This window comes from Legionella sp. ST3F1, from assembly GCF_048553315.1.
GTDB classification, from domain to species: Bacteria; Pseudomonadota; Gammaproteobacteria; order Legionellales; family Legionellaceae; genus Tatlockia; species Tatlockia donaldsonii.
Window position 1 is genome coordinate 21413 of the sequence record NZ_JBLZIO010000017.1, and the last position, 17445, is coordinate 38857.

Consider the following 17445-nt stretch of genomic DNA (forward strand, 5'->3'; position numbering starts at 1 on the left):
TAAATTAAGTTAGGTACTCGTTGTTTTATAAAGAGGCGCGTTATTGTGAACGATAATTCTACTGTATGGTATGAAGCATTAGGCAAATGGGTACATCATTTCTTTACGCATACAATGCCTCTTTTTTTTAAACGATGGAAAAGTCATCTTAGTTTGCCAGTTCTTGTTGTCGGTTTGGCACTTCTTATTGGTATCTTCCATCTCTTTTCGTATTTAATTCCCTTTACTGATAATGCTTTTGTCGTGACCAATGTCACCCCGGTAGCCGCTGATGTCTCGGGTTTTATTACCGATATTTATGTAAAAAACGGTCAGCACGTCAAAAAAAATGACCGCATATTTACAGTGTATAGAGTCCCTTATCAATTAGCTTATCAGCAAGCCAGTGCGGATTATCAGGAGGGGTTAAAGAAAATCACTGTATTTCAAAAGGAAATTGATAAAACGATGGCTCTAATTAGAGCAACTGATGCTGAATTAGATAAGGCTAAATATGCCCTCGGTTTAAAAAAAGATAAAAATGTAGCTGAAGCAGTTTCGATTCTGGAAATTAAAAACCTTTCTTATGATGTAACGACGCTAAGTAATAAACGTGCGTCCTTATTACAAGAGGTAGAAATATTACAGGCTAAAATTGAGCAGCAAAAACATACGATTGCCAGTCTTAAAGCTAAAAAAAATCAAGCCAAGATTAATCTTGATTTGACTGTGGTAAGGGCTCCGGGAGATGGCGTAATAGATAATATGTACGTCTCCCCTAATACACCGATTGAAATTCATAAACCGGTGTTTTCGTTTATAGACACATCAAACTTTTATATTCAGGCCAATTTTAATGAAACTGATTTACGTAATGTACGCCCTGGCGATAAGGCTTATATTATTTTGCGTATGTATTATTTTGATAAACTATTTCATGGTGAAGTAGTTAACTCACTATGGCCAGCAGAAAGACAAGTGACGGCTCAAAAAAGCCAGCTGCAGGTTGTTTCCAATCAGAATGAATGGTTATTACTGCCGCAGCGGTTCCCTTTGCAAATCAAAATATTAGATCCTGATCCAAATTATCCTCTAAACCCTGGCGCAAGTGCTTATGTTTATATCTCGACTAAAAGATAAGATTGCTGCCTACGATAAATATAAAGAACATCGTACTAATGGGTTAAAGGCCCTATTTGTCTTGGAACTCATGATTCTGTTTAACCTTTTTTCTTCTATGCACAATCCTTATTTTTATTTTTTTTATGTTCCGATCACTTGCCTTACAGCCGAAACTGCTGGGACTACGCTAAAAGAAAAATATGTATTTTTGTTATGGACTCTTCTTGGTAGTGCTTTATCGATCTTTCTCTTTGGTGTCTTTTCTGTTTATAACGTTTTTTTTATTTTTTTTGTTTTTTTCTACACCCTGGCCCTTTACTTTATTGTGCTGCATACCCTGAAAAGAATGCTTGTTATTGTTCCTTTAATGTTAAGTCTGGCCTCTTATTCCCTCATTTATGGGCTTGATGCAGATAGTAATTTTTATATTGCTGTCAATAATGCCTTACAAACCATTGCTGCTACTGTAGTTATTTTTGCTGGCTTGTCTATTTTTCCCAAAAGCTACTATTTTGAAATTTGGTTCAGTGCATTTCGTGAGGTCATTACTAATCTAGAAACACTCTCTGGTAAACTTTGTAAAGGAGAAGTTGAAACCATCGCTATTTTCCCAGGCATTATTACAATGGAACGTTATGCCAAAATGTTGCCTAAAAAAATTAAATGTTTCAGTGTATTAAAAATAACTCTCCTGGCTTTTGAACTGATCTTGACGATGTCTTATTTATTATCTTTTCAAAAGCAACTGCGCATAGAATACGTCGCTGTTTTACATACCTATCTTGCACGTCTCGCCGAGGCTTCTAAAAACAGGCAGCCTGTTATTTTGACTCAACAAGAGTTACCTGCGTTTAACGAAACACATGAGTTACGTCTTCTATATCAATTAATTTTAAGCTGGAATTATTTATGCGCGGATGGCTAGGAAACCAGACCTTTACTTACCTTGAATTGCGCTGCATACAAATTAGTACTGTGTTTTTCTTTACTTTTTTTGTGCAGGAATGGCTAAGGTATCCGCGCGCTGGCTGGACTGGCTTTGCGGTAATGATGATTTATGCTGGTTTCGACAATGGGACAACGATCTTTCGTGCCTATCAGCGCTTCCTAGGAGTGCTTTTAGGTCTATTTAGCGGCTATATACTATGGTTTATAGGCCATGTTGACTATCGAACCCTAATTATTATTCTCCCTATGACTGTGTTTTTTGCTTTTTTCCTGGTGGGGCGTGAGTATAGTGTTCCAACTGTATTCACTGTGAATGCGTCGGTGATTGGCTCCGGCTATTTTAGTACAGAGAATTCGCTGACAGTAACCTACTACATCATTGATTATACTCTTTGTACCGTGATTGCTTTTGGCATTATTTTAATTTTTGAATATTTTTGGTTTCGTCGCTATAAGTTGATGGAACGCTTTATTAACCAGACACAATCGGAGGTGATTAACGATCTTTATACGTTAGTTAAATTATTAAATCAGGGAAAAATTCAACGAACAGAATGGTTTAGAGCATGTATTAAATTGACGGAAAGCCTCTTTGCGGTGAATATGTTAATAAGGAATGCCCAATTTATAATTAAATCGGAAGGTGCAGTGGGAGATACGTTTAATCAGTTTGTTGAATTAACTAATCGCATTTTTATTGGCCTTAAAGCTCTCTATATGGCCTATTATACTAAACGTTATCATAAATTCGATTACTTTCAGTTATTGCAACAGGTACAGGCTGATTTAGTACGGTTAAAAGCTTTTGTTATTGGCGTAGAGAAAATGGATTTAAGCGACGGAGTAATGCATGCAACACCTGGTTAAAGCTTTTTTATTAACATTTATTTTAGCCGGATGTGCTTATCATAATCCCTACCCTAAACCTAATGTTAAAGTCACCAATCAATGGTCTGTAACTGACAGAAATATTATTTCTACAGACGAAAAAAATATGCCTTATATAGCCTGGTGGCGTGGTTTTAAAGATCCGACACTTAATCAGTTTATTGCCAGAGGTTTGCAGTGTAATACCAGCCTTAATATGTCACGAGGTCATATAGAGGCAGCACAAGGAGAACTTAAAAAGGTTCGTTATCAATGGATCCCAACTCTAGACATGATGCTAGGTTATTCCAGAAATCCAGCAACCGGATTTCCTGGTATTCTGGCTGTCCTAATTCCCAATTATACGATGAATATCTTTCATCAAATTAAAGAACAAAAAATAGCAAAATATAAATTAGAGCAAATCAAAGCCGAAGATGATGCTCTTAAATTGGTCATTATTTCCCAAATTACGGCAAGCTATTTTACCTATCTGGCTGAAAAAGAACGTAAACAACTTTTGCAGACTTTGGCTGATGATCTTGCTCATCTCGCGCAGGTTGCTAATAAGGTTTATAAGGGAGGCTTGAGTTCGGAAATTGAACAGGAAGAATTGTATAGCGAAGCGGAGATAATCCGAGGGGAAGTAGAGGTTGCCGAGCGTAATATCATTATTAGTCGTAATGCCTTGCGTTATCTAGTTAATCAAAATCCAGGTGAAATAAAAACTTCAGCAAAATTTTTACAATTTAATAACCGCCATTTAATACCAGGTTCCTTACCGTTAACAGTTCTTGAAAATAGACCTGATATGCAAATGGCTGCACATCGCTTACGCGCTTCTAACGAAGGCATAGGATTGGCGGCCTCTAATCTTTTACCCACTATCCAATTAGATTTGATTGATGGCCTGGTTGCTGGTGATAGCCGTTATGAGGTGCCAAGAGAGCATGTTTATTTTAATGATCAATTATTAAAAATTCCTTTGATCCGCATGTCGGTTCTTGGGGAAATTTCCAGGGCACGTGGCTTAAATAAGGTTTCTTATTTCAACTATATTGATACGCTGCAAAAAGCTTTGAGAGATACTACGAATGCTCTAGCAGAAAATGAGCGCTTAACCAATAAATTTCGGCAGACCACTCTGGCACAAAAACGTGTCGCAAAGGCATACGATTTAAATAATCGTTTATACCAGCGTGGCATCCAGAATTATGTAGAAACCTTGAAGAGCAAAGTTCTCCTGGATAAGATAAACATCAATTTAAACCAAGATAAGTTGCAGCAACTCATAACGGTAGTTAAGCTCTATCAAGAATTAGCAGGTGGATATCGTGCGGATGAGGCAATACCAAAGGCTAATCATTTACGACAAACAGCTTAATATTTGCCTGCAATAACAATCTCGATAAAGTTTGAGAACTAAATCCGCGCGTGACAGCGCGGAAAATAGACCTTATTTATAATTCACTCTGGCTGTTGAATACTCTTAAGCCCGCGAACAGGTATATCGATATGATATATATAGTGTTGGATGATCTGTTTGGCCTGCTCACTGGTTAGGGGTTTAGTTAGCGCCCCTTCCATAAAATAATCAACACAGTCATATTTAACGACATCAGCTTCATAACCTGTCAATGCGATGATTGGAACGCGCTGGCCAGTATCTTTCTCTACTTGTCTGATCTTTTTTGCGACAACATAACCAGAAGTATCTTCTAACCCGATATCCATAAACACCAAATCATACTTACCGGGCTTAAATAACTCTACTGCTTTATCGCCAGACTCGGCTACGTCTACTTGACAATCTAACTGCATTAGCAAAGATTGAGCAGCTTTTTGTGCAATAGTATTATCCTCAATCATTAATACCTTAGGGATCTTTTTATCGTCCATATTCACTAAGGCCTCTTGTGGTTTGGCATTATTCTTTTGCAATTGCTCTTTTATTTTACTTAATTGCTCTTCCATTTTCTTACGTTCGCTAATATCCACTAAAATACCAACCAAACCAATCACATTTTTATCTTTATCAAACAAAGGGATCCGGGTAGAAAGATAATGAATAATACCTCGTTGTTGATCGAAAACGGGGGCTTCTTCTTCGTTATAAACCGCCTCACCTGAAAGCAAAACATTAATGTCATCACGCTTGAATAATTGCATTCGCTCTTCTGACCAGGGAACGAGTTTTATTATTTGTTTGTAGGTGTTACCAACCAATTCTTCTGTACGTTTAAGACCCAGTAACTTAAGAAAATTACTATTTCCACCTGTAAAGACGCAGTTATTATCTAAAATATATACGATATTGGGCATGCACGCGATGATGTCCATGTAATATTGCTGCAAATTGCTATGTTCTTCGGCAATATCTTTTCTTTTGGTCGGGGACATACTAGCTCTCCATAATTTCATCTAATCGCAAGTGAAGTATAGTACATCTAGACTAATGATGTAGGTTCCCTCATCATATTTCAAGCATAGAGAATGCCATGTGTAATTTGCATCACTGTAACTGGCAGCAATTGAGATTATGATTTATAAATAGTTTAACTACCCTGAATACGGAATTGTGTTAAACATGAATAATAAACTTGTGAAAGCACTTTTTTATGTTTATGGTTTGGCCTGGCTACTGGGGGGATTACTTTATACTGGCGCTCATATGATATCGCCAATTAGTTTTTCCCATTCCATCATATATACCCCTGAAATAGCCTCTCATTTTATGCAAAAACTACAGCCTTACTGGGCATATTACGCCTGGTCCTTTATAATTTTTACTATTGCAGATATGGCCGTCATGTTATTAGGTTTAGCTTTCCGCTATATTTTTGGCACTAATTTTTACACCAATGTTGCTGTTTTTTGCTTTTTTGCCGCTGGTTTTACAGGAGTCATGGTTGATTTGAATTTATTAGCTTGCTGGTTTTTAATGGGTACATTTAAGCTTCCTCCAGAAATTCTCCAGAACTTCTGGAGTACCTTTCTGGTCATACAGTCACATTCGGCAATTTTAATCGCTTGGGGGTTTTTAATAGGAAGCTTGGGTGTTTATTTGGTGTATAAAGCAAGCAGGCAATCAAAAATCATTGTTAACAGTCACTGGATAAAGTGGACCCTTGTTATTTTTTGGCTCAACATACTAGCTGTAATTGCACTGATTTATGGTTTGATAACAACTGATAGTATTCCTATTGCAGTTATTTTAATGATTTTCATGATTTTTGCTGCACCAATCTGGTCTTTCCTAATGATAAGAACGTTAAAGAATTAGCACTCTTTAGTGCCTATTGGTAAACCAATACTCTGCCAAAGGTGTATTTTTGTAGTGAGATAGATACTTGGCAAAAAACTGCTCCGCTTCTACCTGCCTTTTAGAACGCAAGAGGCTGAGTAAATAAGTTTGCAGAAACAGTTCATCCTGAGCATCACTTCCCCCCATTTGGAAGCAATCAGTTATAATAGGCGCAAGCATATCACAGGCAGCATGATAATCCTTTCGCACAAAGGCCAATATCCCTTTGCAAAAAGGTAGAGTAACATTGTGCCACAAATTCTGTGCATAACCAGGCTGGAGTGCTTTTGCATAGGTTATCATTGTCTCTAAAGCCCGATTAATAGCCTTTTCATCGTCAATTCTTGCAAGACAATACAAAAAGTGAATGCTATTAAAACCAGTATACTGTTCATAAGGATGTTGATTTAGGTGGCCAGCAATCTCCTTAAATAAATCATCCTGTGGAAACCCTGCCATATCCAGGCGCCAGAGCAAGGAAATGGCATCAAGCTGCTCCAATACGGTATCAGGCCAGATACCAAAAATACTTGAATTAAAAAGCTCAATTGTTTCGGTTTTTTTACGATTTGCCAAATAAAATAAGGCAAGATGCCAACTATTATGTCCTTTAAGTAAAGGCAAAATCTTATCCCAGCTGGGCTGTAATTTTCGTAAACAGCTGATTCCGCTGCTAATGTCATTCTGCAAGAGATAAACATGTGCCAAAGTATGATGCGCCCATGGAGTAAGTAAATCCATATCAATTGCTCGCTCTGCCATCACTTTTGCCTGACTATAGTGGCCGCATAATTCAAGGGCAAATGAATGGATAGCTAAAAAATGAGATTCATCTTGATTTTCTGGTGCACTTTTTTCACAAAGTGCTAAGAAGTGCTTTGCTTGAAAAGCTTGACCACTGCAATAAAAAAGCCATTCAGCAAATTTTATTGCCAGGGTATCGCGCGGGAAAAGTGCAGCAATACTGGTAAACAGGCTGATAGCACACTCATAATCCAATCGCTGCCAGGCACGTACTGCTTGATAAGTCAGTTTTTCACGTAAATTGGCAGTTCGCAGGCATTTTTCAGCTTGTAATAAATAAGCTGTCGCATTATTGGTTGCAGTATGCTCTTGTCCATATAAATAAAAGGCTGCTGCATAAGTTTGAATCAGTAAATTATCAACATGGTTTTTGGCTGCTTCCAATACGGCATCAGCAGATTTCCCGGAGCTTACTATTTGTTGGTGAAAATAATCAATATCTCCAATGGCTTGCGTAGAATCAGTTGTAACGGCTAACCCTCTTGCTGTTTTCATAATAAGCCATGATTACTAGGAGTGATAAAAAAAAGCATAGCATAACTTTTTATTCAAATTGAAAGAATTGGCCTCATGAGGCAGCCAGAAAAATTAAAATTCGCTGCAAGCCCTCTTTTTCGCTTCTCTTTTTATTGGAGTTTAACAAGAGATACTATTTGAGTCAGTTTTTCACTCAATGTCATCAATAGTTATGATTCCAACAAGAGAATTATCACTATTAACAATTGGTAAATGAATTTAGTATCAAATCAGATCTAGCTTAAATCTAAAGATAGTTGCCCTGCATACCCAGTATTTGTTGGAAAGCTTTTTTACTTATTTTAATCTTATATTTCTTATATAAGTGCTCCCGAGCCAGCGCTTCATCTTCCCCCAGCATGTTGTCCTTTTCAAGAAAGGATATAATATCTTCTGTTACAGCCCATTGATACGTTAACCATTTCCATTTTTTCTGGTGAGAAGCTACAAAATCTGCTTTAAATAGAGTTGTTGACTTTTCATGAAGAACAGCGATTTTAAATAAGGCAGGTTCTAATGATTGAATATGGTCATAAGCAGCTTTAAGTGTTTCACCTGTATCATTCACATCATCAACGATTAATATATTCTTTTCTTTAACGCTGATATTGATGGGAGAGATGATTTCCGTTTTTTCTTTTTTAACCGCACCACCACGATAATGAACGATTTGCATTGAGCATAATTGACGAATATTTAAAAAATCACAAATAAATCGTGCTGTAGGAAATCCACCTCTGGCTATTGCAACTACAATATCAAATTTGTAGGGAGATTGCATAATAATCTTGGCCAGTTTGTAACTGTTTTCATATATTTCATGAAGTGTTATTACTTTTGCCGAAAAATTATCTTTCATGAATGAGCTCTACCAGGGTGTGATTCTTTTAATATAAAGATCGCTATTATTAAACTGGCAAGAAAACAGCAAGGCATAACCAACAATGCTCGATTATAACTTTCAACACTGTAAACGGGTATGTCATTTACTAACCAACTCTCACTATGATGAAGGATGACGCCTACGAGGGGTTGGAAAATTGCACCACCTAAGAGTACTGAAAGATTATTAAAGCCAGAAGCTGTTCCGACAAGCTCAGGAGGGTTATTATCCTTCACAACAGCAAAACTGACAGTCTGTCCGCCTGCGCCAAATCCTAAAAAAAATAAAACTACGTACATCCAATTGAGAGGGACATCAGGGAAATACAACAAAACTAAAGTAGATATAAGACCAAAAATGGAGCTAATAGCCAGTGCCAGGCGCCGACTATTGCAACGATCACTAACCCAACCTAACAACGGACTGCCTATACCTATCCCAAGCCAAATCATGCTACATAAGCCTGATGCCACCATCACCGAAATTTGAAATTTTTGTTGCAAATAAGGAACTCCCCATAACGCTGCGAAAACTGCGATAGGAGTCCATATAGCGAAGGAATAAGCACCAATTATCCAAGTATAAGAGCGGCTGCAAACATCTAATAAACGGCGCCATTCATCCCGAAACTGTCGTTTTGGTGCAGGCTGAGTGGGCTGGTGAGGATAATCTCTTATAACAAACCAAATAAGAGCTGCTAAACATAACCCAATAAAAGCCAGAATAAAGCTGGCATTACGCCAACCTACTTGTTCAATTAAAGCAGCTAAAGGCATTTCTCCAAACATAGCCCCGATTGAGCTCATTGATTGAGCGATACCAGCCAACAGAGCAAATTGTTGTGGTGGGAACCAACGTGAAACCAAAACCAGGACACCAATAAACGAAAACGCAGAAGCAATACCAATAAGAAAGCGTCCTAAAGCTGCTGTAAACAAACTATCGGTTGAAGCAAAAAAGAAAGAGCCCACCGCGCATAAAGTCAAGGCAGACGTCATTAACTTTCGTGGACCGTACCGATCAAACAGTAAACCTGCTGGTAATTGCATAGGTGCATAGGCATAAAAATAAAAGGCAGAAATAATACCAAAACCAGCTGCACTGACCTGAAAGGTTTTCATCATTGACTCAGCCATAACGCTGGGGGCAACTTGCAGCACAAACTCATACAAGTAAAAAGTGGCAGACAGCAAAAAAACGAGGTAAGCACTTAATTTATTAGGTTGAGCATGATGTAATTGATGTGTGTCCAAGATAAACGTCTTATCTGATGAAAATAGCACATTACACCCTAAGCGAATTTCCTTTGTCAATGCCTGGCGGATAGATTGCTCCCAATATTATTAAACGAGTAGAACCAGTGACTTGACAAAGATTAACCGGAGTATTGGTTAGAGTTTTTTCTGCCAGCCAAGCGAACATTGCTGCCTCTATAAAATCTGGGCTAATATTGAGGGCGGCTGTACTGTCCACGCTTATTTCAGGTAACAAATCAGTAAGCGTATTAAGAAGTGCCGTATTGTGAGCACCGCCACCACACAGCAAGAGACGTTTGGGAGATAAATTACCGGCCTTTAGCTCATGCGCAATTGCTCGAGTCGTAAAGCGAAGTAAGGTCGCTTGTACATCAACAGCATCATAAGCTGGTTGGAGATACCTTGCTAACCAATCCAGTGAAAAATATTCTTTCCCAATACTTTTTGGTTGCTGTCGTTTAAAATAAGCATCAGTTAAAAGTGCATCAAGGAGGGGCTCTATTACCCGCCCTTGCGCAGCCCATTCCCCACCTTTATCATAATCATGACCCAGATGTTTTTTAATCCACGCATCCATTAGGCAGTTTCCTGGACCTAGATCATAACCATGAAGATCATGCTCGTTGGCAAGATAAGTCATATTGGCAATACCACCAATATTAACAATCGCTAAAGGGTATGTGTGGCCTTGAAATAAAGCTTGATGATACAAGGGGGCAAAAGGAGCCCCCTGCCCGCCAACAACTAAATCACGCGTTCTGAAATCAGCCACTACAGGAACTCCAGTCAACTCGGCAATCGTATGAGCACAACCTAATTGCACTGTATAGGGAATATCTGCGGTAGCATCGTGGCAGAGTGTTTGCCCATGACTGCCAATAGCATGGATATTTTTAGCATTTACTTTTGCTGTAGCCATCAGTTCAAGTGCTGCTTTGGCAAACTCTCGCCCTAAAAGCGTATTTAACTGGCTAAACTGCTTCAACCCATAAAGATCGCCATTGTATACTTCGAGCAATCGCTGCTTTATTTCGGGGTTGTAAGGACAGGTAATTCCTGCGATGAAAGAATGGGAAGACAAATCGATAAGTGCAGCATCAATACCATCCATACTGGTGCCAGACATTAGGCCAATAAATAATTTCATTACTCCATCCGTATTGTTTGTGGCATACTGGTTTTCTTCTATGTTTAGCTGATTTTATAAACGAAAATGGTCTTATATGCCCTCTGAGATTGTTCAAAATAAACCCACCCCTTTTTGGTATTTAGGCATTTTGTCAACTTTCTCTTTGTTAACCTATGATTTATACCAACCCGCTTTACCGACAATAACGCAGTATTTTAATACAAGTCCAGCCTTAGGTCAGTTAACTTTAAGCCTATTTTTCTTTATATTTGGCCTTTCTCAACTAATATGGGGGCCTTTAATTGATCATTATGGCCGGCGGAAAACCTTGGCTGTCAGTTTGGCCATTTTTTTAATTGCGACTATTGCCTGTATTGCATCAGTTAATATTGAAATGCTAATTGCGGCAAGAGCTTTACAGGGGTTTGCCATTTGTTGTGTCTATGTAATTGCCTTTTCTTCCTCAAGAGATCATGAGGACAGTACGGAACGTGCCCGGATGCTTTCATACCTTTCCATGATTGTCGCAGTTTCACCTCTGTTTGCCCCAATTCTTGGTTCCATTATTCTGATGCGTTATGGCTGGCAGACAACGTTTTTAGTGATGGGTCTTATTGGTTTAATTCTCTTGGTGCTTGCAAAATACGTCTTACATGAATCAGTGTATTGGCAAAAAACCGAAACCACGTTTTTATTGAGAGCTTCTTTTGCTACCTATAAAAAAATCTTTACTCATCGTCGTTTGTGGCTTGCTGTTTTTATCATTACAGCGTCTTATTCTTGTGTCATGATTATAGTTATTAATGCGTCTTTTCTAGTGATCGATAACTTAGCCATTTCTCCTTTTAATTTTTCCTTATTATTTGCCAGTAATGGTGTAATGCTTGTTGCAGGTAATTATTTAGGTATTCGCTTGCGCGAAAAAAAATCATTGTCGTGGAATATTCGGGTAGGCTCTGCTTTGATGCTTATAGGTTCTATAACGATGTGCTTTCTTTTTTATATCCAAGGATTGAGTCTAATTAGTCTCGCACCGACTCTACTCATTAATTTAGGTGTGAGTCTGACTAACCCACCAACTTTTTCCATCGCGCTTACTGATTACCAACAACATGCTGGGACAGCAACTGCCGTACTTAATATGTTAAGGACAACCATTTCAGCGATTATTGGTGGACTTGTTGGTGGATTTATTAGTCACTACCCTTCTTTATTGGTCATCAGTATATTCGCATGTACATTCATTTCATTACTCACTAGTTTCTTTATTACCGAAAGTTGAAGGATAGAGGCAAATTTTTTTGATTGCTGACAATGGTTTGTATAATAGGGAAACTCTTTCCATAAAAATTGGTATAAAATTTTCCTTTATCGCTAGGCAATTTTGTAATGGCGTGGTATTATGTGGTCGAATTGTACAAAAATTTTATATTTCGATTTAAAATTAACCGGCCATTGTTTAGGATTTATTATGTTCCAGAAAAGTGAAAAAGCAGTCGACTACACTTCGGTTACCTCTTATGCTGCAAGTGCGATGTCGCATTTAATGTTACACAAAAAAGAACATTATGAGCAGGCTTTAAAAGATTTAGCTGCTGCTAGTGCTAATGTAATTAAGAAGGGGAAAACAGTCAATGATGTAGTGACTGCTATAGAAAACAGCATGAAAGCTTCTCATGAAAAAAGCCTCACGGCATTAAATTCTGCGCTTGGTATGGCCAAATTCCAAAAAAATCCAACCTTAGCTGGCTATATTAAAGCCCTGGAAACTAATAAAGAGAAATCTGTTGAGTCGCTCATTGAAGCGGTAGTAACTGATACCGTAGTTAAGGCAAACAAGGATTACGGTGCGGATTTAGGCGACTTCAACCCTGCAGAATACCACGTACTAGCAGCAGTATCACCAGCACCTTAGTCATACATTTCTAAGCCTTTTCTTTGTAAAGAAGAGGCTTTATTATGTTAAGAATGCTTATTAAGCTTAAAACAACGATAAAAATTTTCTGTTGTCTGCTCTGCAATTTTCTCATAACTTATTTGCCGTAACTCACCTAAAGCCATTGCCACGTATTTTACCAACGCCGGATGATTTTGCTTGCCACGATAAGGAACAGGAGCAAGATAAGGCGAGTCAGTTTCAATTAAAAGGCGATCCAGCGGCACTTTTTTAGCCACCTCTTGTAAAGCGGTTGCATTTTTAAAAGTGACAATTCCTGATAAAGAAATATAAAAGTTCATATCCAAAGCACGACGAGCAACATCCCAATCCTCTGCAAAACAATGCATTACCCCGCCAATATCGCGGGCTTCCTCTTCTTGCATTACTAATAAAGTATCATCCGCTGCCTGGCGGGTATGAATAATTAAAGGTTTTGATGTACGCTGTGCCGCTTGGATATGAGCACGAAAACGTTGACGTTGCTCTTCTTGTGCCTCTAGTGTCTCCGTTCGATAATAGTCAAGTCCGGTCTCACCAATAGCAATACAGGCTGGATGCTGCTTGGCAAGCTCACAAAGCTTTGCCGCATCAGGTTCCCGAGCTATTTTACTGTTAGGATGTAATCCAACTGAAATACTGATAGTTGGGTAGCTCGCTGCTAATTGGCAAAGAACCGGATAATCATCCAGCTCAACACAAACACAAAGAAAATGCCCTACGTCATTTTCCCGGGCTTGAGTGATAACATTATTGAGATCATTATCAAAATCAGTTAAATCAATAAAATTAAGATGGCAATGGGAGTCTACTAACATATTAGAAGATCATAAGAGTAATTTTGTTTTGATTTTAGCATGCCCAGACGGTAGGTCTCTATTTTTAGTGATCTATTTCTTTTTATATTCAAATAATAAATTTTCAAGAATCAGTGTTTGATTAATACTGATACTCTGATTTAGTTTTTTGCATAGTCGGTTAAGCTCATCCAATTGCCGAAAGAGGACAAGAGGGTGAAAATGGCTTGCTAACTCGTGCAATGCCAATGTCCATGATTTTTCATACTGAAAATTATTAAGGCGATAATTAATCATCTGTGCATTGATTAAATAAATAAGCCACAGCAAATCATTGATCTCATAGCTAAGCCATTTGGCAGCCAGACTGCATACAGAAATCTTATTGCCCATAAGAGCGAGTAAATCTTGAAGAATAACAGGTAGCTGGGAAAAAAGTTTACCCCTCTCACTATCCGTTGCATACCCTTCTCCAAGACTTAAATAATCGCTATGCAAAATTTCAGTTGCCGGGAAGCGCCAGAGTTGGCAACGGCTTAATATGGTGGGTAGAATAGTACTGACTTGCTCTGCAAGCAAAATAAAAACTACTCCATCAGGTGGTTCTTCGAGAAGTTTGAGCAAAGCATTTGCTGCGGCAACATTCATTTTTTCAGCCGGATGAATAAGGACTACCCGATTATTGCCCAATTGTGGTGACGTATATAACAGCGTCTGTATATCACGAATTTGTTCAATCTTGATTGCCCCGCCGACTTTATCAGGTTGCAGATAACAAAGATCCGGATGTTCAGCGAGTGTTACCAAATGGCAAGATTTACATTCACCACAAGGCTGTTTCTCATTAGGACAAAGTATTGCTGCTGACATTGCATGGGCAAAATCAGACACAGCCCCATGCTGTGGTGCAACCAACAATAGCGCATGAGGCAAACAGTGCCTGGCAAGATTTTTTTGTAACTGAGCCCATTGCTCAGTATGAGCCGGTAATAATTCAAGTGTTTTAGGAGGCATTTGGATTATGTGATACGAACGTTTTAAGTGCTGATAAAATTGATTTTTGCACTGTTTCCATGGCTTGACCAGCATCAATACAAACAACATTATCCATACCACGAATCATTTCATGGTAAGCGTTATAGACATCTGTAAAGAAGGCTAAGGATTCTTGTTCGATTCGATCGGTTTCACCACGCTCTTTGATTCTGCCAAGCCCTTGTTCCGGATTAATATCTAAAAAAAGAATCAAATCGGGCTTAAACCCCTGTAAACAGAATGTTGATAAATGCTTGATCATCTGTTTGTCGAGTTTTCGTCCTCCTCCTTGATAAGCGTAAGTAGATAACTCAAATCGGTCTGCTAAAACCCAGGCTCCTTTGTTTAATGCAGGACGAATTACCTGCTCTAGCAGTTGAACGCGAGCTGCATAAAACATAAGTAATTCACAACGAGGTTCAAGCGCTTCCCCCTCTACTTTTTCTTTCAACAACTGCCGTACATGCTCACCGACCCTTGTTCCGCCTGGTTCACGCGTAAGGACAAGCTCGGGAACAAAACTTTCCAGATAGTGTTTAATGGTTTGAAGCGCAGTTGATTTGCCAGCTCCTTCTAAGCCTTCAACAACAATAAATTGCCCACGCTCAATCATGATCGTCCCTTGCTTTGATAACGTGCAATAGCTTCTTTTTGCTCTTTATAAGTGGCAGAAAAATAATGAGAACCATCGCCTTTAGCCACAAAATAGAGATAGTTAGTTGACTGTGGATGTGCCGCTGCATCAATTGCTTCCTTGCCAACCATCGCAATTGGTGTAGGGGGTAACCCGCGGTAACGGTAGGTATTATAAGGCGAATCAATATCCAGATCATGATGGCCTAATTTGCCATTGTAATTATCCCCCAGCGCATAAATAACAGTAGGATCCATCTGCAAGGGCATGAATTTTTTTAAGCGATTGACAATAACACCAGAAATAATCCTCTTTTCTTTTGCTAAGGCAGCTTCTTTTTCTAAAATAGAAGCTGCAATCAATAACTCATACGGTGATTTATAAGGTAGTCCGGGAGCACGATTCCGCCAAGAGGTATTCAAATATTGTACTAAATTTTGGTTAGCAAGTTGCAGGAGATGTTTTGCATCGCTACCGGCATTGTAATTATAAGTATCGGCCAGTAATAACCCTTCTGGGTTCGGGTGAGAGTCAGTAATTAGTTGCCAATCATTGACGTTATATTTTAAATGCTGCGCATTTGAGAGATTCGCTTTCACCTGATTTAAGGTAGTGCCTTCAATAATTGTAAAAGACTCCACCAATACGTCACCAGCCACAACTCTCTTTAATAATTGTTGTGCTGATTCGCCAGGCTTAATTTGATAAATACCTGCTTTGATATGATGAGATAAGCCCTGAAACCTGATGAGCAGTAGAAAAAGGCGAGCTGACTGTATTAATTGTTTGGATTTAAGAGCTCGGACAAAGCCTGAGGCGGAACTATTTTTATCGATAGTGATGGTGATTAGTGCAGGTGCACTAATCACCATCGGTTTGACTAATAACTTGTAGGTATCGTAGCCAATTACAGTAGATACAACAAGAAATAGCGCTAAAAAACCAAAAAGGGTTGATTTAAACCAACGCTTTTTCATTTAAATTGCTTAAACAATAAACTTCCGTTAGTGCCCCCGAAGCCAAGCGAATTACTTAATGCATACTCAATTCGTCTTTCTTGTGCAGTATGAGCTACATAGTTTAAGTCACAGCCTTCATCAGGGTTATCTAAGTTAATAGTCGGAGGAGCAACTTGGTTTTTGATAGCAAGGATACTGAAAATAGCTTCAACAGCTCCTGCGGCTCCCAACAAATGTCCTGTCATTGATTTGGTAGAACTCATTGCTAATTCATAAGCATGATTCTTGAAAACTCGTTTAACTGCTTTAGTTTCATTCATATCATTAAGATAAGTTGATGTGCCATGAGCATTGATGTAGTCAATTTTTGTTACATCAAGGCCGGCATCATTCACTGCTGCAGTCATAGCACGTGCTGCACCATCTGCATCTTCGTCAGGGGCTGTAATGTGGTAAGCGTCTCCTGACATGCCAAAACCAACCAGCTCTGCATAGATAACCGCTCCACGTGCTTTAGCATGTTCATACTCCTCAAGCACTAGAACGCCAGCACCCTCGCCCATAACGAAACCATCACGATCTTTATCCCAGGGACGTGATGCTTTTTCAGGCTCATCATTGCGTTTAGACAAGGAACGCACTGCTGAGAAACCTGCAAGACACAAAGGCGTTGTTGTCATTTCCGCACCACCGCATACCATAACGTCAGCATCGCCATAGGCAATCATACGACCAGCAATACCGATATTATGAGTACCTGTTGTGCAGGCAGTCACGATTGAAATGTTAGGGCCCTTTAAATGGTGTTTAATAGAAATCTGTCCTGCGACCATATTAATGATTCCAGCAGGAATAAAAAAGGGCGACACTTTACGCGGGCCACCACTCATAAGTCTTTCTTGGTTATTAGTAATCGTTTCTATACCGCCAATTCCGGCACCAACAGCTACACCAGCACGGTAAGAAAGTTGTTCATCAATAACCAAGCCGGAGTCAGCTAAAGCCTCATCAGCCGCTGCAACTCCGTATTGGGTAAACAGATCCATCTTGCGAGCTTCTTTGAGCGGCACATGGTTTTCAATATTGAAATCCTTCACTTTGGCCCAAATTTTAGTTGAGTATTCAGTGGTATCAAAACCTTCAACCATACCAACACCACTTTTGCCAGCCAAAATATTTTGCCAGGATTGCTCTACATTTAAACCGACAGGGCTAACCATACCCATGCCAGTAACAACAACACGCCGCTTAGCCAATGAAAACTCCTCGAAGTATC

Annotated in this window: 18 protein-coding genes; 7 read left to right on the forward strand and 11 right to left on the reverse strand. The window is 39.0% G+C overall.

Going from position 1 to position 17445, the window contains the following annotated elements; genetic code table 11:
• Window positions 1-114 precede the first annotated feature (114 nt).
• The 4 genes from ACN4Z1_RS11700 to ACN4Z1_RS11715 are packed head-to-tail and all read left to right on the forward strand — an operon-like array spanning window position 115 to window position 4300.
• Window positions 115-1119, forward strand: coding sequence for an HlyD family secretion protein (locus ACN4Z1_RS11700; protein ID WP_255673238.1), 1005 nt, complete (start codon window positions 115-117; stop codon window positions 1117-1119).
• Window positions 1094-2026, forward strand: a complete 933-nt coding sequence (locus ACN4Z1_RS11705; RefSeq protein WP_228364654.1) for an FUSC family protein — start codon at window positions 1094-1096, stop codon at window positions 2024-2026. Before ACN4Z1_RS11700 ends, ACN4Z1_RS11705 begins: the two co-directional genes overlap by 26 nt.
• A complete protein-coding gene (locus ACN4Z1_RS11710) occupies window positions 2011-2916 on the forward strand; it encodes an FUSC family protein (protein WP_228364655.1) in 906 nt (301 codons plus the stop codon). The genes ACN4Z1_RS11705 and ACN4Z1_RS11710 overlap by 16 nt, the downstream gene beginning before the upstream one ends.
• A complete protein-coding gene (locus tag ACN4Z1_RS11715) occupies window positions 2900-4300 on the forward strand; it encodes a TolC family protein (protein WP_228364656.1) in 1401 nt (466 codons plus the stop codon). Before ACN4Z1_RS11710 ends, ACN4Z1_RS11715 begins: the two co-directional genes overlap by 17 nt.
• Window positions 4301-4383: 83 nt before the next feature.
• On the opposite strand, the gene ACN4Z1_RS11720 is transcribed toward ACN4Z1_RS11715, so the two are convergent.
• A complete protein-coding gene (locus tag ACN4Z1_RS11720; protein ID WP_228364657.1) occupies window positions 4384-5316 on the reverse strand; it encodes a response regulator in 933 nt (310 codons plus the stop codon).
• Between the two features lie 187 nt (window positions 5317-5503).
• Between ACN4Z1_RS11720 and ACN4Z1_RS11725 the strand changes: the two genes are divergently transcribed.
• Window positions 5504-6199, forward strand: coding sequence for a phage shock protein B (locus ACN4Z1_RS11725; protein WP_228364658.1), 696 nt, complete (start codon window positions 5504-5506; stop codon window positions 6197-6199).
• A gap of 6 nt (window positions 6200-6205) precedes the next feature.
• Here ACN4Z1_RS11725 and ACN4Z1_RS11730 read toward each other — a convergent pair whose 3' ends face one another.
• The 5 genes from ACN4Z1_RS11730 to ACN4Z1_RS11750 all read right to left on the reverse strand — a co-directional run bounded on the left by ACN4Z1_RS11730 (window position 6206) and on the right by ACN4Z1_RS11750 (window position 10826).
• Complete coding sequence (locus tag ACN4Z1_RS11730) at window positions 6206-7519, reverse strand: tetratricopeptide repeat protein (protein WP_228364659.1); 1314 nt, start codon at window positions 7517-7519, stop codon at window positions 6206-6208.
• Between the two features lie 171 nt (window positions 7520-7690).
• Window positions 7691-7759 carry a CBS domain-containing protein gene (locus tag ACN4Z1_RS11735; RefSeq protein ID WP_370634632.1) on the reverse strand — a complete coding sequence of 23 codons (69 nt, stop codon included), beginning with the start codon at window positions 7757-7759 and terminating at the stop codon, window positions 7691-7693.
• Between the two features lie 28 nt (window positions 7760-7787).
• Window positions 7788-8399, reverse strand: a complete 612-nt coding sequence (locus ACN4Z1_RS11740; RefSeq protein WP_228364660.1) for a phosphoribosyltransferase — start codon at window positions 8397-8399, stop codon at window positions 7788-7790.
• A complete protein-coding gene (locus ACN4Z1_RS11745) occupies window positions 8396-9679 on the reverse strand; it encodes an MFS transporter (protein ID WP_228365063.1) in 1284 nt (427 codons plus the stop codon). The genes ACN4Z1_RS11740 and ACN4Z1_RS11745 overlap by 4 nt, the downstream gene beginning before the upstream one ends.
• A 28-nt stretch (window positions 9680-9707) precedes the next feature.
• Entirely contained in the window at window positions 9708-10826 is a 1119-nt protein-coding gene (locus ACN4Z1_RS11750) for an anhydro-N-acetylmuramic acid kinase (RefSeq protein WP_228364661.1), read from the reverse strand.
• A 76-nt stretch (window positions 10827-10902) separates the two neighbouring features.
• On the opposite strand from ACN4Z1_RS11750, the gene ACN4Z1_RS11755 reads away from it, so the two are divergent.
• Together ACN4Z1_RS11755 and ACN4Z1_RS11760 are read left to right on the forward strand one after the other, a co-directional pair.
• The gene (locus ACN4Z1_RS11755; protein WP_228364662.1) at window positions 10903-12090 is read left to right on the forward strand and encodes a multidrug effflux MFS transporter; all 1188 of its coding nucleotides are present in this window, start codon (window positions 10903-10905) and stop codon (window positions 12088-12090) included.
• 189 nt (window positions 12091-12279) lie between these two features.
• Complete coding sequence (locus ACN4Z1_RS11760; RefSeq protein ID WP_228364663.1) at window positions 12280-12723, forward strand: hypothetical protein; 444 nt, start codon at window positions 12280-12282, stop codon at window positions 12721-12723.
• A 47-nt stretch (window positions 12724-12770) separates the two neighbouring features.
• Here ACN4Z1_RS11760 and ACN4Z1_RS11765 read toward each other — a convergent pair whose 3' ends face one another.
• From ACN4Z1_RS11765 to fabF, 5 genes are all read right to left on the reverse strand, one after another.
• Window positions 12771-13562 carry a TatD family hydrolase gene (locus ACN4Z1_RS11765; RefSeq protein ID WP_228364664.1) on the reverse strand — a complete coding sequence of 264 codons (792 nt, stop codon included), beginning with the start codon at window positions 13560-13562 and terminating at the stop codon, window positions 12771-12773.
• Window positions 13563-13634: 72 nt separating this feature from the next.
• Complete coding sequence (locus ACN4Z1_RS11770; RefSeq protein ID WP_181879354.1) at window positions 13635-14555, reverse strand: DNA polymerase III subunit delta' C-terminal domain-containing protein; 921 nt, start codon at window positions 14553-14555, stop codon at window positions 13635-13637.
• Window positions 14545-15189 (reverse strand): dTMP kinase, encoded by a 645-nt coding sequence (gene tmk / locus ACN4Z1_RS11775; RefSeq protein WP_228364665.1) that lies wholly within the window; start codon window positions 15187-15189, stop codon window positions 14545-14547. Before tmk ends, ACN4Z1_RS11770 begins: the two co-directional genes overlap by 11 nt.
• A complete protein-coding gene (mltG, locus tag ACN4Z1_RS11780) occupies window positions 15186-16187 on the reverse strand; it encodes an endolytic transglycosylase MltG (RefSeq protein WP_228364666.1) in 1002 nt (333 codons plus the stop codon). The genes tmk and mltG overlap by 4 nt, the downstream gene beginning before the upstream one ends.
• Window positions 16184-17425, reverse strand: a complete 1242-nt coding sequence (gene fabF / locus ACN4Z1_RS11785) for a beta-ketoacyl-ACP synthase II (RefSeq protein ID WP_115221319.1) — start codon at window positions 17423-17425, stop codon at window positions 16184-16186. The genes mltG and fabF overlap by 4 nt, the downstream gene beginning before the upstream one ends.
• Between the last annotated feature and the right edge of the window lie 20 nt (window positions 17426-17445).